The sequence below is a fragment of the Janthinobacterium aestuarii genome, assembly GCF_046113285.1.
In the GTDB taxonomy this organism is placed as follows: domain Bacteria; phylum Pseudomonadota; class Gammaproteobacteria; order Burkholderiales; family Burkholderiaceae_D; genus Janthinobacterium.
Genome location: NZ_CP142524.1, coordinates 1,572,091 through 1,593,482, shown reverse-complemented (window position 1 = coordinate 1,593,482; position 21,392 = coordinate 1,572,091). Strand labels below are relative to the sequence as shown.

19 protein-coding genes are annotated in these 21,392 nt (G+C 60.5%); 8 read left to right on the top strand and 11 right to left on the bottom strand.

Annotation, left to right across the window (positions count from 1 at the left end; genetic code table 11):
• Nucleotides 1-34: 34 nt before the first annotated feature.
• Nucleotides 35-2,269 (top strand): serine/threonine-protein kinase, encoded by a 2,235-nt coding sequence (locus OX462_RS07145; protein ID WP_070221417.1) that lies wholly within the window; start codon nt 35-37, stop codon nt 2,267-2,269.
• Between the two features lie 17 nt (nt 2,270-2,286).
• Complete coding sequence (locus OX462_RS07140) at nt 2,287-2,823, top strand: hypothetical protein (RefSeq protein ID WP_070221418.1); 537 nt, start codon at nt 2,287-2,289, stop codon at nt 2,821-2,823.
• 285 nt (nt 2,824-3,108) lie between these two features.
• On the opposite strand, the gene OX462_RS07135 is transcribed toward OX462_RS07140, so the two are convergent.
• Nucleotides 3,109-3,423 carry a hypothetical protein gene (locus OX462_RS07135; RefSeq protein ID WP_409028075.1) on the bottom strand — a complete coding sequence of 105 codons (315 nt, stop codon included), beginning with the start codon at nt 3,421-3,423 and terminating at the stop codon, nt 3,109-3,111.
• Nucleotides 3,424-3,763: 340 nt separating this feature from the next.
• On the bottom strand, nt 3,764-5,518 hold the full coding sequence (locus tag OX462_RS07130; RefSeq protein ID WP_070221420.1) for a hypothetical protein: 1,755 nt from the start codon (nt 5,516-5,518) through the stop codon (nt 3,764-3,766).
• A gap of 496 nt (nt 5,519-6,014) precedes the next feature.
• Between OX462_RS07130 and mutS the strand changes: the two genes are divergently transcribed.
• Entirely contained in the window at nt 6,015-8,708 is a 2,694-nt protein-coding gene (gene mutS, locus OX462_RS07125) for a DNA mismatch repair protein MutS (protein ID WP_070221421.1), read from the top strand.
• Nucleotides 8,705-9,742, top strand: a complete 1,038-nt coding sequence (locus OX462_RS07120) for a hypothetical protein (protein WP_070221422.1) — start codon at nt 8,705-8,707, stop codon at nt 9,740-9,742. The genes mutS and OX462_RS07120 overlap by 4 nt, the downstream gene beginning before the upstream one ends.
• 54 nt (nt 9,743-9,796) lie before the next feature.
• On the opposite strand, the gene OX462_RS07115 is transcribed toward OX462_RS07120, so the two are convergent.
• Complete coding sequence (locus OX462_RS07115) at nt 9,797-10,342, bottom strand: FKBP-type peptidyl-prolyl cis-trans isomerase (RefSeq protein WP_070221423.1); 546 nt, start codon at nt 10,340-10,342, stop codon at nt 9,797-9,799.
• A 93-nt stretch (nt 10,343-10,435) separates the two neighbouring features.
• On the opposite strand from OX462_RS07115, the gene OX462_RS07110 reads away from it, so the two are divergent.
• Nucleotides 10,436-11,557, top strand: a complete 1,122-nt coding sequence (locus OX462_RS07110) for a cupin domain-containing protein (RefSeq protein ID WP_070221424.1) — start codon at nt 10,436-10,438, stop codon at nt 11,555-11,557.
• 353 nt (nt 11,558-11,910) lie between these two features.
• Complete coding sequence (locus OX462_RS07105; RefSeq protein WP_071650198.1) at nt 11,911-12,165, top strand: hypothetical protein; 255 nt, start codon at nt 11,911-11,913, stop codon at nt 12,163-12,165.
• 276 nt (nt 12,166-12,441) lie between these two features.
• Here OX462_RS07105 and bamC read toward each other — a convergent pair whose 3' ends face one another.
• From bamC to OX462_RS07065, 8 genes are all read right to left on the bottom strand, one after another.
• Nucleotides 12,442-13,635 (bottom strand): outer membrane protein assembly factor BamC, encoded by a 1,194-nt coding sequence (gene bamC, locus OX462_RS07100; protein ID WP_070221425.1) that lies wholly within the window; start codon nt 13,633-13,635, stop codon nt 12,442-12,444.
• Between the two features lie 81 nt (nt 13,636-13,716).
• A complete protein-coding gene (gene dapA / locus OX462_RS07095; protein ID WP_070221426.1) occupies nt 13,717-14,595 on the bottom strand; it encodes a 4-hydroxy-tetrahydrodipicolinate synthase in 879 nt (292 codons plus the stop codon).
• A gap of 84 nt (nt 14,596-14,679) precedes the next feature.
• Nucleotides 14,680-15,252: a class I SAM-dependent methyltransferase gene (locus tag OX462_RS07090; RefSeq protein WP_121670209.1), complete on the bottom strand. Its 573-nt coding sequence runs from the start codon at nt 15,250-15,252 to the stop codon at nt 14,680-14,682.
• Between the two features lie 42 nt (nt 15,253-15,294).
• Complete coding sequence (locus OX462_RS07085) at nt 15,295-15,972, bottom strand: site-2 protease family protein (RefSeq protein WP_070221427.1); 678 nt, start codon at nt 15,970-15,972, stop codon at nt 15,295-15,297.
• A 94-nt stretch (nt 15,973-16,066) separates the two neighbouring features.
• On the bottom strand, nt 16,067-16,690 hold the full coding sequence (locus tag OX462_RS07080; RefSeq protein WP_409028074.1) for an L-threonylcarbamoyladenylate synthase: 624 nt from the start codon (nt 16,688-16,690) through the stop codon (nt 16,067-16,069).
• A gap of 38 nt (nt 16,691-16,728) precedes the next feature.
• A complete protein-coding gene (gene htpX / locus OX462_RS07075) occupies nt 16,729-17,613 on the bottom strand; it encodes a protease HtpX (protein WP_409028073.1) in 885 nt (294 codons plus the stop codon).
• Between the two features lie 213 nt (nt 17,614-17,826).
• Nucleotides 17,827-18,660 carry a 3',5'-nucleoside bisphosphate phosphatase gene (locus OX462_RS07070; protein ID WP_070221430.1) on the bottom strand — a complete coding sequence of 278 codons (834 nt, stop codon included), beginning with the start codon at nt 18,658-18,660 and terminating at the stop codon, nt 17,827-17,829.
• A gap of 90 nt (nt 18,661-18,750) precedes the next feature.
• Nucleotides 18,751-19,626, bottom strand: a complete 876-nt coding sequence (locus OX462_RS07065) for an alpha/beta fold hydrolase (RefSeq protein WP_409028072.1) — start codon at nt 19,624-19,626, stop codon at nt 18,751-18,753.
• A gap of 207 nt (nt 19,627-19,833) precedes the next feature.
• Between OX462_RS07065 and OX462_RS07060 the strand changes: the two genes are divergently transcribed.
• Nucleotides 19,834-20,358, top strand: a complete 525-nt coding sequence (locus OX462_RS07060) for a gamma carbonic anhydrase family protein (protein WP_070221433.1) — start codon at nt 19,834-19,836, stop codon at nt 20,356-20,358.
• A 4-nt stretch (nt 20,359-20,362) separates the two neighbouring features.
• Entirely contained in the window at nt 20,363-21,343 is a 981-nt protein-coding gene (gene hslO / locus OX462_RS07055) for an Hsp33 family molecular chaperone HslO (RefSeq protein WP_121670211.1), read from the top strand.
• Nucleotides 21,344-21,392 lie beyond the last annotated feature (49 nt).

Here is a 21,392-nt window from a genome sequence, read left to right as displayed (position 1 = left end):
CTGCGCACCTTGATGCACTCTGAAGCCAAGGTATATGGAACTGCTCGACTCCCTGCGTCAGACCCCGTCGCAAGACGACACGATCAGCGGTCACTACGAAGTGCGCCGCTTGCTGGGCGAAGGCGGTTTCGGCCATGTATTCGAAGCGTGGGATGCCAAGCTGTGCCGTAGCGTGGCGCTGAAGCGCCTGAAACCGCAAGCCGATGTGCTGCATCCCGAAAAACTCATCAATGAAGCGCGCCTGGCCGCCTCGCTCAGGCATGCAGCCTTCGTACGCATTTTCGCCATCGAAGGCCAGGGCACGAGCCAGTCCATCGTCATGGAACTGGTCGAAGGCCAGACCCTGGGGCAATTCATGCACAGCGGCAAGGCTGACCTGCAGTCTGCGCTCGACATCGCCTACCAGATCGCCGACGCCATGGACGAGGCGCATGCGATGGACTTGGTCCATGGCGACCTGAAACCATCGAACCTGATGCTGGAAGCAAACGGCAGGGTGCGCATCCTCGACTTCGGCCTGGCGCGCCACATCGACCCGCAAGCCACACAAACGACCACCCTGTGCGACCTGCAGGGCACGATCGCCTACATGGCGCCCGAGCGCCTGATGGGGCGCCTGCCCGACACGCGCGGCGACGTGTATGCCTTGGGCGCCATGCTGTACGAAATGCTGGCCGGCCAGCGCCACTTCGCCCACCTGAACGGCCTGGCCCTGGCCGCCGCCCACATGCAGGCAACAGAACCGTGGCCCGACCTGCCGGACTCCGTCCCGCCCGCCATCAACGCCCTCGTGCGCGCGATGACGGCGCACGATCCGGCCGAACGGCCACGCACCATGCGCGACGTGCGCGAGGCGATAGGCGGGGGGCACAGGGAGACGACAACATTGGCAACACCTGTCGTGGCGACGCCACCGCCAGTAGATGTGGCGCCCGCAGTCTCTATCCGCTTGCCCATTCCACGCAAGCGCACATTACAAATCACTGCCGGGATTGCGCTGCTGGCTTTGGCTGCATGGCAAATGCCAATCATTTCTTCCACAGTGAAGTCATTCATCACAGCCAAAGAAGCGCCCGCACCTTTTTCGGAAATCGCCAGCATGGCAGCCGGTATGGAAGCTCTGCGGGTTTTCGACCGCGAGACCAGCCAGACGCAAGCGATCGAACATTTCAACACGGTACTCAAGCATAGTCCGCACAATGCGGCCGCAGCGGCAGGTCTCTCCCTCGCCTACAGCCTGCGCTATATTGGCGATGGCCGCGATGATACCTGGCTCCAGCGCGCCGATGCCAGTGCCCAGCAGGCCCTGATGTCCGACAATCAAGTGGCACTGGCCCATGTCGCCCATGCTTGGGTTCTGGATCTTCAAGGCAAGCAGGATGCGGCAATGCAGGCAACGGCGATTGCGCTCAATCTCGATCCACATAATATGCTGGGACTTGCAGGCAAAGCACGCCTGTTGATACAGGCAAGTAAATTTGACTTGGCTCAAGTGACGCTGGACAAGGCCATCGAAATTTATCCACGCGAACGCCTTTTCCCTTTGCTCTTAGGCATGATGCGTTATCGTCAAACAGATTATGCAATGGCAGAGCAAGCCTTCCGCACCAGCATAAAACTGGACCCGCAATCGTCAAACGCCTACGCCTATCTGAATGCGGTTCTCCTACGCCAGAATCGCAATGATGAGGCACTTCAAGTACTTCAACAAGGCTTGCAACTACAACCGCATTGGGAGCTATACAGCAACCTTGGTACAAGCCTCTTTGCGAAAGGCGACTATTTAGGAGCAGTGCAGGCTTTTGAAAATGCAGTCTCATCCAATAAGGGTGGCCCTGGTATTTATATGCTTTGGGCTAACCTTGCCGATGCACAACGTTGGATCCCTGCACAAGCCGCCGCCTCCAAAAAATCTTATCAACGCGCAGTCACATTGCTCAAGCCGATATTGGCGCGCCAGCCTGACAATGCCACCTTTAACTCCCGTATGGCGCTGTACTCAGCCTATCTGGGAGAAAAAAAATATGCCATGGAACGGATGCGGCAAGCTATTTCAATTGCACCTGACAGCGCTGATGTCCATTTCAGAGCAGCCTTGACCCATGAGTTACTTGGCAATCGTACAGAAGCGATTCAGGCAGTGCTACATGCCTCCAAACTCGGCTACCCCATCAACCTGATCGATTCGGCCCCCGATCTGTTGAACCTGCGGCGAGATGCCCGCTACCAGCAATTTCTTATCAACATGGAAAGAGATAGTAAAAAATGACACTTGTAAGCCCTTGGATGAAGCTATCCGTACACTTCGATGCAGATCAAATCACCAACCAATTGGATTACAGCTTCACCTCGTGCGATGGAACGGCAGACCCCCGCCACGGTCCCTACATGGGCGGCGTACACTTCCAGAAAGGCCAGCACGTTTACCTCGACGTTACCTGCTGTGGCTCCAAGGAAAGCGGCTTCACCTCGTTCCAGATCGTCGACTGCTGCATCATCACCGTACCGCAATTGACGCAAATCGGTCCGAAAGTACCGACCGTGTACTCGCCGCCATCCCCATTCTTGCAAGCCGTGGGCGCCACCTATCATTTACCACTGGACTTCGAAATTCAGCAACTGCTGGGCGAACCGGAACTGCCGCCCCTGCACCGCATCCGCCAGGAGTGGAAACACAATCTGGACGTAGGCTATGCTGCCGGTCGCTGGGAATTGTCCTTCGTCATGACCGTGCGCATTATGCGCGGCGAAGACGTTCAACCGGAACTGCGCGTATTTTCTTTCGACCCGGAAAGTTCGGTCGGCGGTACCGTCGCTCTTTAAGGTCTGGCACCACTGGCTGAAACAGAAACGCATTACTGGAACAGGGCGCGAGCCCTTACGCGCCACTACCCTGTAAAACGCGAATGACGCCAGGCTTTATGTCAGCACACAAGCTAGTGTGCTGACCGTCAGTAGTAGACGCGTTGTTGGCTGGAGATATTCCTTCCTCGCAGGTATCTACTCCGCCTCGGCCGACTTTGAAAAATGGACGTGTCCCGCGACCTTCGCCAGTTCCAGTGCCAAATTTCAGTAATATGGATGGTGACATAACCATTCTGACGCCACTCACTTCCTTGTCCTGACCGCATCGAAATAAAAGCCGTTCCAATAGACCAGGATGCGGCCCGGTTCCTTCAAAAAGAGGTGGGTGCAGCAGACGTCGATCGCCGTGACCGGGTCGGGCAACCCCATGTTTGCCGAGCTCACATGCCCCTGCTCTCGAAACGAGCGCGCCAAGTCGTTGACGCTTCGCTCGTAGCTCGGCGATGCACACGCCCCTCCATTAAACACGAACTTGTCCTTGGTGACCGCGACGGTTTTGCCGATCAACGCGCGCGCCTGCCGGTCCGACATCGAGGCGATGTCGGCGGCGTCGATCACCTTCGTCAACCGCTACTGGCCAAGGATGTCCGCGTTGAGCTCGGCTCCGGCGCGCACGCCAGGAACTGGCTCGGCATCCACAGCCGTCGTTATGACGGATGCCCACGCCAGCCCCACGAGGAAGAGCGCGAGACCACCTGCAATTTGCGGATCCTTCCAGGAACGGCGCTCATCGACATGACTCTTCCTTTCGTGATGTGGTCCTGATGCTCTGTGGCCTTATGCTGCGTGCCTTTGGTGCTGTGGCCAGGTGCTGAGCCTGAGCTGGCGGGCTACTTCGCCGCGTCGCGGAAAGGTGCGCGTTGCTGGTATGGCCGGTGAGAAAAGTCTATCCAATCGATTAGGTGTAGGGACGTATGACGCGCAGCGTGGCGTTTCCCCTCATGCGGCACCATAGCGATGCAGATGGCAATGCTAGATCAAATCCATACCTCGCCTGCTCTCGGTCTTGTTTTTCGCGCGGCAGTTGCGCCAGATTGCCACCGGCCATCGTGTAAAAATAGTCCAGAACCTGATTTGGGTCTTCGAGCTTCAGCATAGTGTGATGCCGATGCTCGGGCAGGACGATGGCCACGGCATGCGGCCCGCCTGTCCACATGCTACGCTCCATTGCGCCCCTTTGCAGTAGCCTGCGGAACAGATTCCATTCGTAGATTGCGACACCATCGATCTGATAAGCGCTGAAAGACGGCAGCGTGTGCACAACGACATAATGCGAGTTCGCGAGAATATGCTGGTCGGTCAGCCTGATATCGCCCAGTGCGCCCTTAATCTTTGCAAGCACGTCCTTTTCCGTAAGTCGTTGGCGCAAGGCGACCAGTCGCTTCACGCCTTTCGTCAGCGGCCAATTCTTGCCGCCCCAATAATTCAATTCATCGCCCAGATCAGCCGTACGGCTATTGCGCTTCCACTTCGCCTGGATGAAAAATATCTGCCGCCGCGCCACCTCGAAAATGATCAGGTCGCAGTCGTACATCTTGCCTTTGCCATTTTCGCTCCGCTTGAATCCGGCCCGCACCACATAATCCGCTGGAGAAACGCGTCGCGTGATGTATTCCGTAATTTCCTTTTCAAATTTTTCGCCGAGGTCACGGGCCTGCTCCCCGCTCAAGGCGGCGGATTTGCAGCAATGGACCGCGTGTCCGAGCCCCGTTTTTCCCAGGCTCAGGCAGCCGCCAGCGTGCACGTAAATGCCGCGATTAGATGGAATAGCAGCGGCGCGATCAGCCAGCACGAGGTTCAGCAGGTCTCGATCAAGTTCAAGTCGCTCACATAGAGCATCGTTCGGTATGACACCCGCTTCGTCGGCGAGTCGGACAATTTCAAGCAGCGCGAACCAACGACATAGTTCGCGCGCGCCGCTGATCAGTTCCGACGAGGAGGCATCGCGTGCCATATACGTGCCGATAGAGAAGAAACTGTCCAGAAAAGCGTCTTCCAGCGTGTCGAGCAGCTCGGGCCGCAACAGTGTCAGGATGCTGGCGGTGCGGGTCAGGTCGCCATGACGCAGGTGGGTAATAACGTCACGCAGCACCAGCGTCAACGACAGTTGAGACTGCGCCTCCATGGTCGTTGTGATCGTCCGGTTGTACAAGATTTCTCCACCGTGCGGCGTGAAGGAAAACGTCACCAGTTGGCGCGTTACCTGCGCTTCCAATATCCCCATCAGCGTCAGGAAGACCACTTCGTGGAAGCTGAATGCACGCACGGCAACCCGGCTGCTGTCAGCGTCGAGCTTGAACCGCTGGTTTGGCTGCTCGCTGCGCTGATGAACGAAGTCGGCGTGATCGCGGACGAGTTCCTCCAGCAGTTCGACCTGTCGGGCGAGCACCAGTTCCGGAACCAGCGGAAGTTGGTCAGGTCCCAACTGCGCGACCTGCTGAAAGACGCGCTCAGCCTGGTGCACCTGCGACAACAATGTTCCACCTCGCCACGTCGGCATTGAGCTTGCCAGCGCCCGATAAACCTGCGCCAGATGCGGCAACCGCTCAGCCACCAGCGCACAACTTTCGTCGGTAAAGGGCTTTCTAAAAAAACGGGAAAGTGTCTTCCTTTCCGGCTCTTCCAGCATGGCGGCATCGAGATATATCAGCATGGGCAACAGAAAGCGATGGCATCAGGTCGAATAATGATAAACGAGTTTATGATTGTTGCCACCTGTTGCTTTTGAGAGCGGCCCTATGACCAGCGTCTTTCCAGCTGCAATCGCCAGAGCGCAGCATGCCAAGATTGACTGGGCCCACGAATAACGATGGCCACTTTCGCGAAATGGAGAGCGGAGCCTCCCCGTCCCGAAACACTCGCTCGATGGTCTACTTGAAGACTTGCTCTGCAAAGGCGGCCACGGCCAAAGCAAGCACATCGTCTTGCGAAATGGAAATAGAATTTCATTCTACCCAGGCCGCCCCGACCTCCACAAGCGCGGCTTTTTCACATCCGCACGCAATACCCCGCTCCGCCCGCCGAAAGCGGTAAAATGACGGCCTTGAACCCAAGCTCCGCTCCACTGGCGCGGCTTGGCACGCACAACAGCACCACCCACAGCCCGGCACGCATGCCTTCCCTGCGGCCGGACCAACGACAAAGAACACATGACCACCGTCCCAAAAGAAATCAACGCCGCCGCGGCAAAGAAGAATTCGGCTGAAAAGCTCACGCCCATGATGCAACAATATATGGGCATCAAGGAAAACCACCCGACGATGTTGGTCTTCTACCGCATGGGCGATTTCTACGAGCTGTTTTTCGAGGATGCGGAAAAAGCGGCGCGCCTGCTGGGCATCACCCTGACGGCGCGCGGCGTGGCCAGCGGCAACCCCATCAAGATGTGCGGCGTGCCGTTTCACTCGCTGGACGGCTACCTGGCCAAGCTGGTCAAGCTGGGCGAGTCGGTGGCCATTTGCGAACAGATCGGCGACCCGGCCACCAGCAAGGGACCCGTCGAGCGCAAGGTCATGCGCGTGGTCACGCCCGGCACCCTGACGGATGCGGACTTGCTGCCGGAAAAGGCCGAGCGCCCGCTGCTGGCCATGTGCAGCATCACGCAGCGCAAGACGGTCACCACGGGCCTGGCCTGGCTGTCGCTGGCCAGCGGCGCCTTGAAACTGATGGAGTTTTCCGGCGACAGCGCCACCGTGGCGGCGCGCCTGCAGCAGGAATTGGAACGCATCGTGCCCGCTGAAATTCTCAGCGGCGACAACGGCAACCTGTTCGACGACTACGCGGGCACGCACATCAACCGCGTGCCGGATTGGCATTTCGATGTGGTGGGCGGCCACAAGGCCCTGCTCGACCAATTGGGCGTGGCGACCCTGACGGGCTTTGGCGCCGACGGCCTCGGTGCCGCGTTCGGCGCGGCCGGCGCGCTGCTGCGCTATGCGCAATCGACGCAAGGGCGGGGCTTGCAGCACGTGCGCTCCTTGACGACGGAAACGGAAAGCGAATTCATCGGCCTGGACGCGGCCACGCGCCGCAACCTGGAATTGACGGAAACCATCCGCGGGCAGGAATCGCCGACCTTGTTCTCCCTGCTGGATCATTGCCGCACGGCCATGGGTTCGCGCATGCTGCGCCACTGGCTGCACCATGCGCGGCGCGACCAGAACGTGGCGCGCGCGCGCCATGAAGCGATTGCCGCGCTGGCGCAAAGCGAGGCGGCCGGTCCGCTCGCCGCCACGTTGGCGCAAGTGCCCGATATCGAACGCATCACCACGCGCATCGCCCTGCTGTCGGCGCGTCCGCGCGACCTGGCCGCCCTGCGCGACGGCTTGCTGCAACTGCCGGCCCTGCGCGGCGACGTCGTGCGCTGCTATGGTCCCGGCCAGGGCGGCGAAACGGGTTTGCTGGCCGCCATCCACGCGGCACTGGCGACACCGACGGCCTGTCTGGACTTGCTGGTGCGCGCCGTGGCGCAGGAACCGGCCGCGATGGTGCGCGACGGCGGCGTGTTTGCCACCGGTTTCGATGCCGAACTCGATGAATTGCGCGCCCTGTCGGAGAACGCGGGCCAGTTCCTGCTCGACCTGGAAACGCGCGAACGGGCGCGCACGGGCATCGCCAACCTGCGCGTCGAATACAACAAGGTGCACGGCTTCTATATTGAAGTCACGCACGGCCAGACGGACAAGGTGCCGGACGACTACCGCCGCCGCCAGACCCTGAAAAACGCCGAGCGCTACATCACGCCGGAACTCAAAGTGTTCGAAGACAAGGCCCTGTCGGCGCAAGACAAGGCCCTGGTGCGCGAAAAACTGCTGTACGACCTGCTGCTGGCCGAGCTGGCGCCACACATCGGCACCTTGCAGACGATTTCGCAGGGCCTGGCCCAGCTCGACACCCTGAATGCGCTGACGGAACACGCGCAGCAGCACAACTGGGCCGCGCCGCAACTGGTCGACGAGCCGTGCATCAACATCGTCGAAGGCCGCCACCCGGTGGTGGAAAAGCAGATCGAACGCTTCATCGCCAACGATTGCCGCCTCGTCAACGAACGCCGCCTGCTGCTGATTACCGGCCCGAACATGGGCGGTAAATCGACCTTCATGCGCCAGGTGGCATTGATCACCCTGCTGGCCTACGTGGGCAGCTACGTGCCGGCCGCATCCGCCACCATCGGCCCCATCGACCGCATCTTCACGCGCATCGGCGCCACCGACGACCTGGCCGGCGGACGCTCGACCTTCATGGTGGAAATGACGGAATCGGCAGCGATTTTGAACGGCGCCACCGAGCATTCGCTGGTGCTGATGGATGAAGTGGGCCGCGGCACTTCGACCTTCGACGGCCTGGCCCTGGCCTGGGCCATCGCGCGCCATCTGATCGACAGCAGCCGCAGCTTCACTCTGTTCGCCACGCATTACTTTGAGCTGACGCAATTGCCGGACAGCCATCCGAGCGCCGCCAACGTGCATCTGTCCGCCGTCGAACACAAGGACAGCATCGTCTTCCTGCACGCCGTGCAAGCCGGTCCCGCTTCGCAAAGCTACGGCTTGCAGGTGGCGCAGCTGGCTGGCGTGCCGCAACCCGTGATCAAGGCCGCGCGCAAGCACCTGGCGCGCCTGGAAGCGCAGGCGCTGGACGCCACGCCGCAGCGCGACCTGTTCGCGCTGCCTTCCGCCGATCCGTATGCGCAAGAGGAAGACGAGGCAGCGGCGGCGCCGCTGGCCGCATTGAACGCGGCGCAGCAAGCATTGCTCGACGCCATCGCCGACCTCGATCCCGACGCGCTCACCCCGCGCGATGCGCTGGAGCAGCTGTATCAGTTGAAACGGCTGGCCGCCGCATGACGATCCGGCGCGGCACGATCCGCCTGCTGGCTGCCGGCTTGCTGGCCGTCAGCCTGCCATGGCAAGCGGCGCTGGCGGCCCCGGGCGACCAGGCCGGCTTCGAGTTTGCCGTGCTGGGCCATTCCTTCAACGCGGGGCCCGACGATGGCCCCCTGAAAAAAGCCATCGCGGAAACCAGCGCTTTCAACGCGTCCTTCGTCGTGGCCACCGGCATCAAGGCCGCCAGCGAATCGTGCAGCGACAAGCTGTACAGCCAACGCAAGGACTTGCTGGACGCCAGCGGTCCGCCGCTGATCGTCTCGCTGTCGGCCAGCGACTGGGCCAACTGCCGCAATTCGCGCGGCCGCATCAACGCCATCGAACGCCTGAACCGCCTGCGCGACGTGTATTTCGCCGACGACCAGAGCCTGGGCCAGCGCAAGCTGACCCTGTCGCGATTATCATCGACGGCGAAATTCCGCAGCTATGCGGAAAACGCCCACTGGGAATACGGCGGCGTGCTGTTTGCCACCATCAACCTGCCCGCAAATAACAACCATTTCCTGCCAGAAGCCGGCCGCAACAGCGAATTCGAAGACCGGCTGGTCGCCAACCGTTCCTGGCTGCAGCGCCTGTTCGCCATGGCGCAACGCAAGAAACTCGACGGCATCGTGCTGTTTTCCGATGGCGACATGGGCGTGCTCGATGAAGACGACAATTCGCTGCTGCCCAGCTTCAGTTCGAAACAGGATGGTTTTGCCGGACCGCGCAAGCAGGTGCGCACCCTGGCGAAGAAGTTCAGCGGCAAGGTGTTATTGATCGATACGCAGCGCAAAGCCGAAGCGGACGGCAAGGAAGGCAAAAACAAAAAGGCTGCGGCCAGGACGGACGCGCCAAAAATCAGCTGGAAAGGCAACCTGGGCCACGTCAGCATCGACAACGACTGGTCCGCCATTGCCGTACGGCCCGGCAAGACGCCATTCTTTGAGGTACGTCAACGTGCCACCCGCCCATCGGCGCAAGCGAGGGCCAAGGCGTCAACGCTACGTCGTTAATTACAGCGGCACAAACGAACAGGCCGGCATATAGCCGGCCTGGAACAAGCGGTATTAATGAATCGGGTGCGTGCGGAAGTGATCGCCCTCTTCGCCTTCATCATCTTCATCGCCATGGTCATGGCCGTGTGCGCCATGCACGTGGCCATGGGCGATTTCTTCTTCGGTGGCTTCGCGCACGTCAGCGACGGTCAGCGAGAAGCGCAGCGCGATGCCGGCCAGTGGATGGTTGCCGTCCAGCACGACTTTGTCGTCGGCGATATCGGTCACGGTGAAGATCATCGCTTCTTCGTCCGGCGAATCGCTTTCCGGCATGCCTTCGAACTGCATGCCCACTTCCAGCGGCTCAGGCAGGCGATTGCGCGGCTCGACCTTGACCAGGGCGGGATCGTATTCACCGAAAGCATCATCCGGTTCGATCTGGATCGTGTTGGAATAGCCAACTTCCTTGCCGTCGAGCTCTTCTTCGATCTTCGGCAGGGTGTTTTCATAATCACCGTGCAGGTAGACCATCGGCTGACGGCCGTCTTCGATCAGATTGTCTTGCGCGTCTGACAGTTTGTAGTTGACAGTCACGACCGTATTTTTGGCAATCTTCATTATGCTTCCTTTCATTGTATAAGCTGGCAAATTATACCTTCACGCCGCCAACGGCAGGCGCATTCCTGCATTTCCGGTTGTTATAATGGGCGCATGAAAAAATTAACTCTCCTCGGCGATATCACGCCGGCGCAATTCCTGCGCGACTACTGGCATAAAAAACCCTTGTTGATCCGTCAAGCCGTGCCTGGCTTCAAGGCGCTGTTCGATGTCAAGGCCCTGGCCGAGCTGGCTACCCTGGACCACGTCGAATCGCGTCTGGTCAGCCATGCGGATGGCCACTGGAACATGCAGCAGGGTCCGCTGACCAGCCTGCCCTCGCTGAAACAGAAGGAATGGACCTTGCTGGTGCAGGGCGCCAACTTGCACAGCGCCAAGGCCGACGCCCTGCTGCGCCAGTTCCGCTTCCTGCCCGACGCGCGCCTGGACGACCTGATGGTCAGCTTTGCCACCGATGGCGGCGGCGTGGGCCCGCATTTCGATTCCTATGACGTGTTCCTGCTGCAAGGCCAGGGCAAGCGCCATTGGCGCATCGGTGCGCAGAAGGACCTGAGCCTCATCGACGGCTTGCCGCTGAAAATCCTCAGCAACTTCACGCCCGACGAAGAATTCACGCTGGAACCGGGCGACATGCTGTATTTGCCGCCCCACTACGCGCACGACGGCGTGGCCATCGGCGACTGCCAGACGTATTCGATCGGTTTCCGCTCGCCATCATTCCAGGAACTGGGCGAAGCTTTCCTGCAATTCATGGCCGATTCGATCGACTTGCCGGGCATTTACAGCGATCCCGACCTGAAAGCGTCGGGCAAGCCGGCGGAAATCCCCCGTGAAATGCTCAGCACCATCGCGGAAGAAATGAACAAGGTGCGCTTCACGGAAGAAGACGTGACCATTTTCCTGGGCGAACACCTGTCGGAACCGAAGCACAATGTGTTTTTCACGCCGCTGTCCAAGCCGCTGACGGTGGGCCGCTTCGCGGATGCCGCACAGAAAAAGGGTGTCGTGTTGTCGCGCAAGACGCTGATGCTGTATCGTGGCAAGAATGTCTTCATCAATGGCGAATCGTTTGCCATTGGCAAGGCCGACAAAACGGCCCTGGAAACCTTGGCCAACGAACGCGCCCTCGATGGCGCCGCCGTGGCACAGGCATCCGATGACGTGATGGATGCTTTGTATACCTGGTATCAGGATGGCTGGATCGAACTGGCTTGAATGAGCGTGTCGTAGCAAAGTGGTATTACAGTAGGTAAAATAACAGCTTCTGCGCCAGCGCAATGAAACATATTATTTTTATATCGTTTTGTCGCGCTTTCGCAAATCGCTTACACTTGCTTGCAATTTGCTTCAGCAAATATTGCGATATCACAAAATAGTTGCGAATTTGCCTCTTGCTCCTATTGCGACGCACCAAAAATCGCTATAATATTCGGTTAGGAAGTTTCCGTTGTCTGGCAGGCACCACCTGGTACGAAAAGCCTTCGAAGACGACCTAACGAGCGATAATTACCGGTAATTATTCATCGCAACAATATTGATTTATTTTTTGAAATAATTAAGGAAAACAAATGAAAAAATCCCTGCTGATCGCCTCCCTGATGGTTGTTGCTCTGGCTGCTTGCAGCAAAAAAGAAGAAGCTCCTGCACCAGCACCAGTAGTTGAAACCCCAGCACCAGCACCAGCAGTTGAAGCTGCTCCAGCTGCTGCTGCTGACGCTGCTGCTTCGGCCGCTACCGACGCTGCTGCTGCTGCTTCGAGCGCTGCTTCGGCCGCTTCGGACGCTGCTGCTGCCGCTTCGGCTGCTGCATCGGCTGCTAAGTAATTAGCACCCGGCACTAGAGAAAGCCGGCCTTAGGGCCGGCTTTTTTGTTGGGTAAACGCCCAACCAAACCTACTGCGCGCGGCGCTTTGCGGCCTGCGATGCTCACCGTACTAAAGTACGGTTGCGCTTCTTAGCCACAAATCACTGGCGCTCGCTACGGTTTTGTTGGGCGTTGCTACGTCCAAGTGCATTCACAATTAAAAAAGGCTGACCCGGTTTCCCGGGCCAGCCTTTTTAATGCGCGGCAGGTTCTGATGCCTGCCGCGAATGTAGCGCTTATTTCAACTGATCATTCAGCAGACCCAGGATCTTCTCGGCCACCGGCGAGGTATCGGGTTTGCCTTCGTTGCTGAGGACGCTGACCAAGCTGGTCGAGCCAGTGCCGGCCTTGACCAGGACGCGGTAGCGCTGCGCTTCCTTGTCCTTGTCGGACGACGAGCCCCAGCTGAACAGCTTCGAGAAGAAGCCATCTTTCTTGACCGCGTCCGGATCGACGTAACGCACGAAATACGTGCCTTGCGTGCGGTCGCGGTCTTCCACGGTGAAGCCGACGCGGTCCAGCGCCAGGCCGACACGGCGCCAGGCGCGGTCGAAACCCTCATCGACTTCGATGGCGCGCGCCGGCGTGGCGGCATCGCCCACCAGCTTGGCGTGCTGCGGCTGCACAATCGCGGCATCGACGGACGTCTTCGCTTGTGCTTCGTCGCTGGCCGCGCCCAGGCGCGTCATCAGCTTGGCCAGGAATTGCGCTTCCAGGCCCGGATCGTTCGGGCGAGCGGTCCAGGTGGTGGTTTCCTTGTCGCGGCCGGTGACAACCTCTTCCACGCCGCGGTGGCTGATGTAGATCTCGGTCGAACCGTCGGCCAGGCGCTCCACGCGGGTACGGAACTTGTCTTTTTCACCGGTCGAGTACAGCGAATCGAAGGCCTTGCCGATGGTGCTGCGGATAAAGTCTTGCGGCACCTTGGCGCGGTTTTCGTTCCACTCGGTTTCCATGATGCCAGCCGTCGGCTGGTCGACGGCAATGGTAAAGCCCGAATCTTCCCAGAATTGCTTGAGCTGCGGCCACAGCACCTCGGGCGACTGCTTGACGACCAGCCAGCGCTGGTTGCCCGCGCGCTCGACCTTCACGCCGCCTGCCGTGACCGGCACCACGCCGACCACGCCGTCGGCGCCCACGACGACCGGGGTACCGGCCGTGGCGTTGCGCTGCGCGTTGTAGCCGGACGCCGTGGCCACGCCGTTTTTCGCATCCGGCAAGGAGTAGCGGTTGTCCTGCTGCAATTGCGTCAGGTCAGGCGGCACGTCCAGGGTGCCGGCTTTCTTGACCGACTTGTAGTCGACCTTGTCGCCGCCGACTACCGAACTGATCATGCCGCAGCCCGCGAGGCTGGCTGCGACGGCGCCGATGACGATGCCGCGGACGGCGATGGTGGCAGGCGCCGATTGGTTTTTCTTGCAATTAGTCATGTCGTAACTGGATAAGAAGCTAAGTAGCAGCTGGAATCAGGGAAGGTCCGGACTGGTCAAGTCCGGGCTTGAAGTTCGGCCTTAAGACAGGACGCCGGCGTCACGCAAGGCATCGCGCACGGTGGCATGGCAGTTTTCAGCCAGCGGCACCAGTGGCAAGCGTATGCCGGCAGGCATCAGGCCCATTTCGGCCATCGCCCATTTGACGGGCACCGGGTTGGGCTCGACAAACAATTTCTGGTGCAGAGGGAAAACTTTGTTATTGATGGCAATCGCCTTGGCACGCTCGCCCGCCATGGCCGCGACGCACAGTTCGTGCATGGCGCGCGGCGCGACGTTGGCCGTCACGGAAATGTTGCCGTGGCCGCCGCAGAACATCAGCGCCATGGCCGTCGGATCGTCGCCCGAGTACACGGCGAAGTCGGCCGGCACCAGGCGCAGCAGGTCGATGCCGCGGCCGATATTGCCGGTCGCATCTTTCACGCCGACGATATTCGGGATGGCGGACAGGCGCACGATCGTTTCGTTGCTCATGTCGGCAACCGTGCGGCCAGGCACGTTGTACAGGATGACGGGGATGTCGACGGCTTCGGCGATGGCCTTGAAGTGCTGGTACATGCCTTCCTGGGTAGGACGGTTGTAGTACGGCACCACTTGCAAGACAGCATCGGCGCCCGCTTCTTTCGCGTAACGCGTCAGTTTGATGGCCTCGGCCGTGGAGTTGCCTCCGGCACCGGCGATGATAGGAATGCGTCCCTTGGCATGTTCGACGGTCAACTGGATCAGTTCGCAGTGTTCCTCCACGCTGACTGTTGCCGATTCGCCCGTTGTGCCAACGATGACGATGCCGTCCGTACCCTCGGCGATATGCCAGTCGATCAGCTTGCGCAGACCTGGAAAGTCCAGACTGCCGTCTGCGTGCATCGGGGTGACGATTGCTACAATGCTGCCCTTGATCATAGTAAGTTTATAGCGCCGATAAATAAAACAACGATTGTAGCGGATAGCCCGCGCCTGTGGTGCATTCTGACATAGTATGGCCGCTCAAAACGTCGGCAGCAAGGCTGCCAACCGTGGAAAATCCGGCCGGACGGCACAAATTCGTTGCACCAGAGCAGCTTTTGGCTGTTCGACGCGCCCATCTTCATACGCTACCACACGCAAACCCTGCTGCACCGCCCAGGTCAGCATTTCGCCTTCCTTGAGCAGGAATTTCGGATTCGACGGCTTGCCGAACTGCTCATTACCCTCGGCAAACGTTTCATACAGCAGCACGCCATCGGGCGCCAGGCTGGCAATCATGGCTTCCAGCAACGGCCGGTGCAGATAATTGGTGACGACGATGCCGGCAAAGCGGCCGGGAGCGAAGGGCCACACGGCGCCCGGCGCCTCCAGGTCCACCAGCGAGGTGGTGATACCCGTGCCGGCCGCCTTTTCCAGCATTTCCGGATCATGATCGAGCGCAAGCACCGGGTGGCCCAGGCTCACCAGGTGGCGCGCATGGCGGCCTGCGCCGCAGGCCAGGTCCAGCACTTCGCCGCCCGGGATCAGGGGCGCCCAGCGGCGCAGCCAACCGGAAATCGTTTCAGTGTCTACTGTTGGTTCAATTGCTTGCATCGGTACTTCCATCAATTATTTACAACCATCCAGTTGCTTGCATCAAGTCAACAGGGCCGTCAGGGGCGTGACCACGGTGACAAAAATGCCTATGACAAATTCGATCGCCGTCAGCAGGGCGCGGTTCAGGATGCCCGTGTACATCAGCAGCACCAGGGCGCCGAACACATACAGGCTGTAGCGCTCGATGCTGGCGTACGGGCGCGCCAGCTGCATCGGCAGCAAGCCCGTCATGATGCGTCCGCCATCGAGCGGCGGCACGGGAATCAGGTTAAAGACGAACATGGCCGCATTGACGCTGACGCCGGCGCCCGCCATCTTGCGGAAAAACATGCCCATTTCCGTCGGCGGCAGCACGCTGAGCACGACAAAGGCGATCATCCAGCCCAGGCCCATGACGAAATTGGCGCCAGGCCCGGCAAACGCCACCCAGGCCATCTGTTTCTTCGGATTGCGCAGGCGGCTGAAATCGACGGGCACCGGCTTGGCATAGCCGAACGGTACCTGGATCGTGAAATACAGTATCAACGGCAGCAGGATCGTGCCGAAAGGATCGATATGCCGGATCGGATTGAGGCTCAGCCTGCCCTCGTTCGAGGCCGTGGGGTCGCCGAAATAGCGGGCGGCGTAGCCATGCGCCGCCTCATGCAGGGAAATGGCAAACAGCACCGGCACCAGGTACACCGCAACGGTCTGGACTATCGTATTGAAATCGCTCATGACCGCGATTCTACCAGAGGCGTCCCAGGCCCTTTCTTACGTTGTCATTAAGAACAAATGAAGAGCTGCGCCGCAACAGGTGGGCAATGCCCCTCTACAAGCCCAGCACGGCAGGGTCGCCGCGTCCCACGCGCACCACTTCCGGCTCTGGCCCCGTCAGGTCGATCACGGTGCTGGGGCCGTGCGCGCAGACGCCGCCGTCGATGATCAGGTCGACCAGTTTTTCCAGCCGTTCGCGGATGGTGTCGGCATCCGTCAGGCTCTCCTCGTCGCCGGGCAGGGTCAATGTCGCGCCCAGCAGCGGCTGGCCCAGCTCTTCCAGCAGGCATTGCACGATGCGGTGCTCCGGCACGCGCAGGCCGATGGTCTTGCGCGAAGGATGGCTGAGACGGCGCGGCACTTCCTTGGTCGCTTCCAGGATGAAGGTGTAGGCGCCCGGCGTGGCCGCCTTGAGCAGGCGGAACTGGCGGTTGTCGACCCGGGCATACACGCCCAGCTCGCTCAAGTCGCGGCACAGCAAGGTCAGATGGTGCTTTTCATCCACGCCACGGATGCGGCGCAGGCGCTCGACGGCGCCCTTGTCGTCGAGCTGGCACACCAGCGCGTAGCAGGAATCCGTGGGCAAGGCCACGACGCCGCCGGACTGGATGATCTGGGCCGCCTGCTTGATCAAACGCAATTGCGGATTCTCAGGGTGAATATGAAAAAATTGACTCATGTGTAAGCGTTCTGGCGAACCAGCTTGTTAAGTTAGCATTATTGTACGCCGCGCAGCGCGGCGATACGTTCTTCGATGGGCGGATGGGTGGCGAACAGCGCGCCCCAGCCGCCATTGCCGCCGCTGATGCCCAGCGCCTGCATCGATTGCGGCAGTTCGCCCGGCGGCACGCCGCCCAAGCGGACCAGCGCATGCATCATTGGCGTGGGGCTGCCCAGCAGCTTGGCTGAACCGGCATCGGCGCGGAATTCGCGCTGGCGCGAGAACCAGGCCACGATGATGGAAGCGAGCAAGCCGAAGATCACTTCGCACACCATCACGGTCACAAAGTAACCGATGCCGCGCCCGCCGCCTTCGCGGTTGTTATTTTTCAACAGCACATTGTCGACAAAGAAACCCACTACGCGGGCCATGAAGACGACAAAGGTATTCACCACGCCCTGGATCAGGGTCAAGGTGACCATGTCGCCATTGGCAACGTGGGCGATCTCGTGGCCCAGCACGGCCTCGACTTCATCGCGGTTCATGCTTTGCAGCAAACCGGTGGACACGGCCACCAGCGCCGAATTCTTGAACGCGCCCGTGGCAAACGCATTCGCGTCGCCTTCGTACACGGCCACTTCCGGCATGCCGATGCCGGCCCGCTCGGACAGCGCACGCACGGTATTGACCAGCCACAATTCCGTCGACGAGGTCGGATTGTCGATCACGCGCGCGCCCGTGCTCCACTTGGCCATCGGCTTGCTGATCAACAGGGAAAAGATGGACCCGGTGAAACCCACCACCAGCGAAAACACCAGCAGGCTGCCCAGGTTCAGGGTACTGCCCCGCGCCGGATTGCCCACGCCCAACAAGCTGAGGACGAGCGACAGCACCAGCATCACGGCCAGGTTGGTTGCAATAAAAAGGACGATACGTTTCATGGGCGATGGCTCCAGATGACTATGTATAACAAGAATAACAAAAAGATATGCACGCAAACGCAGATTTCAAGCAGCGACACGACGGCGCATCGGCAGCCAGGAAAATCGTCGCGAGCGGCAGTGATTTGTGGCCGAGAAGCGCAACCGTACTGGAGTACGGTGAGCATCGCCGGCCGCAAAGCGCGCCGCGCAGCAGATTTGCCTGGCTGTCAGCTAAAACCAGTCGTGCCAGATGGGGGTTACGTTGGCAGGCAACGGCGGCAACATGGCAAAATCCACGCGCGATTCGCCCGGCGCATGGAAATCCGTGCCGCGCGAGGCGAGGAAGCCGTAGGCATTGGCCAGCTGCGCGTATTCCGGATACTGGTCCGGACTGTGGCTGCCCGTGACGACTTCGATGGCCACGCCGCCGAGTTGCTTGAATTCATCGAACAGCACGCCTTGCGCCATGTCGCTGAAGCGGTAGCGGCCCGGATGGGCGATGACGGCCACGCCGCCCGCCCCGCGTATCCAGCCCACGGCTTCGGCCAGGGTGGCCCAGCGGTGCTCGACGTAGCCCGGCTTGCCTTCCGACAGGTATTTCTTGAACACGTCGGGGATATTCGCGCATTTGCCCATTTCCACGATGTAGCGGGCAAAGTGCGTGCGCGACATCAGGTCCGGGTTACCGACGAATTTCAAGGCCCCTTCATAGGCGTCGGGGATGCCAGCCAGGTCCAGCTGGCGGGCGATTTCCCGGCCGCGCGCATCGCGTCCCGAACGCGTCTGGTGCAAGCCCTGCACGAGGCCCGGGTTGTTTTCATCGACTTGCAAGCCCACGATGTGCACGGTTTCGCCGGCCCAGGTGATCGAGATTTCCACGCCGGCCACGAAACGCATGCCCAGGTCCAGCGCGGCCGCGCGCGCGGCGGCCACGCCGGACACTTCATCGTGGTCCGTCAGCGCCCACACATCGACGCCCGCCTTGCGCGCGTGCGCCGCCACGGCGGCCGGTGACAGCACGCCGTCGGAGATATTCGAATGACAATGCAGGTCGACTTTAAGCATGTGAAAACAATACCCTGCACGGGCTCAGCATGGAAGAAGTTTTCATTGTACGCTGCTTGTCAAATCGCGCTGCGGCGTTCCCGACACACATCAGGTCAAAAATGCTTGCACCAGGCACGCCAGTGCCGCCGGTTGATCATGATGCAGCATGTGGCCCGCGTCAAGCATCATCTCGCAGCGCACATCCTTGATGCAGGCCAAACGCCGGTCGATCTCGATGCGCGCCTGTTCCTTGGGCCCCATCCATTGCCACATATTCGTGTCATCAGCCTCCACCCACAGCACGGGGGCCGTGATGCGGCGCCAGCAGGCCATCACTTCTTCCACCTGGTACAGGATGGGGTTGACGCGCTTGTGCTGCGGGTCGCCCAGAATGTCCCATTCGCCCGCTTCGTTCTGCGCCGACCAGTGTTCAGCCAGGAAGGCCGCGCGGTCGTCCGGCAGGCGCGGATTGGTCTTTTGCAGGCGCTCGGCCACGGCGCGCTGCGAAGGATAGCTGCGCATGGCGGGCGGCTCGCGCAATTCGGCTAGCCACTTGGCGTAGCGGCCCGGCGCCTGCTCCGGCTGCGTTGCCATCATGCCGAAGCCTTCCAGGTTGATGAAGCGGCTGATGCGTTCGGGCCGCACGCCCGCGTACAGGCCGGCCACGTTGGCGCCCATGCTGTGACCGAGCAGATTGACGGGTGCTTCCGGCGAATAGTGCAGCAGCATGGCGTCCAGGTCGGCCAGGTAGTCGGGGAACCAGTAGGTATCGGACTGCGTGTAGTCGCTCAGGCCAAAGCCGCGCCAGTCGGGCGCGATCACGTGCCAGTCGCCTTGCAACTCGTCGACGACGAACTGGAACGAGGCGGCCACGTCCATCCAGCCGTGCACCATGAACAGGATGGGCGCGCCTTCGCGGCCCCAGTGGCGCACATGCGTGCGGGCGCCGCGGATGTTGATGAATTCGGAACGGGAAAGTTTCATGGGTTTCATCTGATTGCCTGCCTTGAAAGTGGCGCAGATGGCGCCACATGCTGTGTCTGTAGATAGGTTGGACATAAAAGTACGACCGTTCGATAATTATACCGGATTGACGGTCGGCGCTCGGACTTGTCCTGCAACAGCGTAAAATAGCGCAAAACTTTCGCGTCCGGCCGCGCCCGGCGCTTCCACCACCGCCACAGGCTGACGATGACACTCTACCAATTGGGCGACTATGCGCCGCAGATTGATGCTTCCGCTTTTGTTGCCGACACAGCCAACGTGATCGGCAAGGTGACCCTGGAAGCGAATACGTCCGTATGGTTCGGCGCCACGATTCGCGGCGACAACGAACGCATCACCGTGGGCGCCAACAGCAATGTGCAGGAAGGCGCCGTGCTGCATACGGACCCGGGCTACCCGCTGGACATCGGCCGGAACGTGACCATTGGCCACCAGGCAATGTTGCATGGATGCACGATCGGCGATGGCGCCCTGATCGGCATCCAGGCCGTGATCCTGAACGGCGCGAAGATCGGCAAAAACTGCCTGGTCGGCGCGGGCGCGCTGGTCACGGAAGGCAAGGAATTTCCCGACAATATGCTGATCATCGGCTCACCGGCGAAAGCCGTGCGGGCCCTGACGGCAGACGATATCACCAGGCTACAAGGCAACGCCGTGAACTATGTGCAGCGCGGCCAGCTATTTAATACGCAACTCAAGAAGATTGGATAAGAGAATGACGACTGAAACCACGGGCGCCGTCAGCGCAGCCGTTAGCGGCCAGGATACCCTGCAAAAATTTATTTTCGACAACGCCGCCGTGCGCGGCCAGTTCATCGACGTATCGACCACCTGGCAGGAAGTGGTGTCGCGCCACGCCTATCCGACGGCCGTGAAAAAAGTGCTGGGCGAAATGGTGGCCGCCGCCGCCCTGCTGTCCGCCAACCTGAAATTCAACGGCTCCATCATCATGCAAATCCACGGTGACGGTCCCGTGCGCCTGATGGTGGTCGAATGCGATTCCGACCTGCGCCTGCGCGCCACGGCCAAGCTGGACCCGGACGCCACCATCCCCGACGTGGCCACCGTGCCGCAATTGCTCAACGCCACGGGCAAGGGCCGCTTCATCATCACCCTGGACCCGGCCGACAAGGTGCCGGGCCAGCAGCCGTACCAGGGCATCGTGCCGCTGGACGGCGACGACATGGCCACCGTGATCGAAAACTACATGTTGCGTTCGGAACAGCTCGACACGCGTCTGTGGCTGGCCACGGACGACACCGTCTCGCGCGGCCTGCTGCTGCAAAAACTGCCGCACCATGGCGGCAAGGCCGAGGCGACGCCCGTGTCGGAAGAAGACGCGCTGGACACGTGGAACCGCGCCGTGATGCTGGCATCGACCCTGAAAGAGACGGAAATCCTGTCGACGGACATCGATACCCTGATGCAGCGCTTGTTCTGGGAAGAGACGATCCGCGTCTTCGACCCGCTGCACCCGAGCTTCCATTGCAGCTGCACGCGCGAAAAAGTGGGCAATATGCTCAAGATGCTGGGCGAGGAAGAAGTCAACAGCACCCTGGAAGAAGTGGGGCAAGTGGGCGTGAACTGCGATTTCTGCGGCCAGCATTATGAATTCGACAAGGTCGATTGCGCGCAGCTGTTCATCACGGATGCGCCGGCCGAGGTCTTGATTCCGCCAGCCGCCAGCATCAACTAAGCATTACAGTTTCGCCATGAATCTGCCGCGCCGCCCTTGAGGCGGCGCA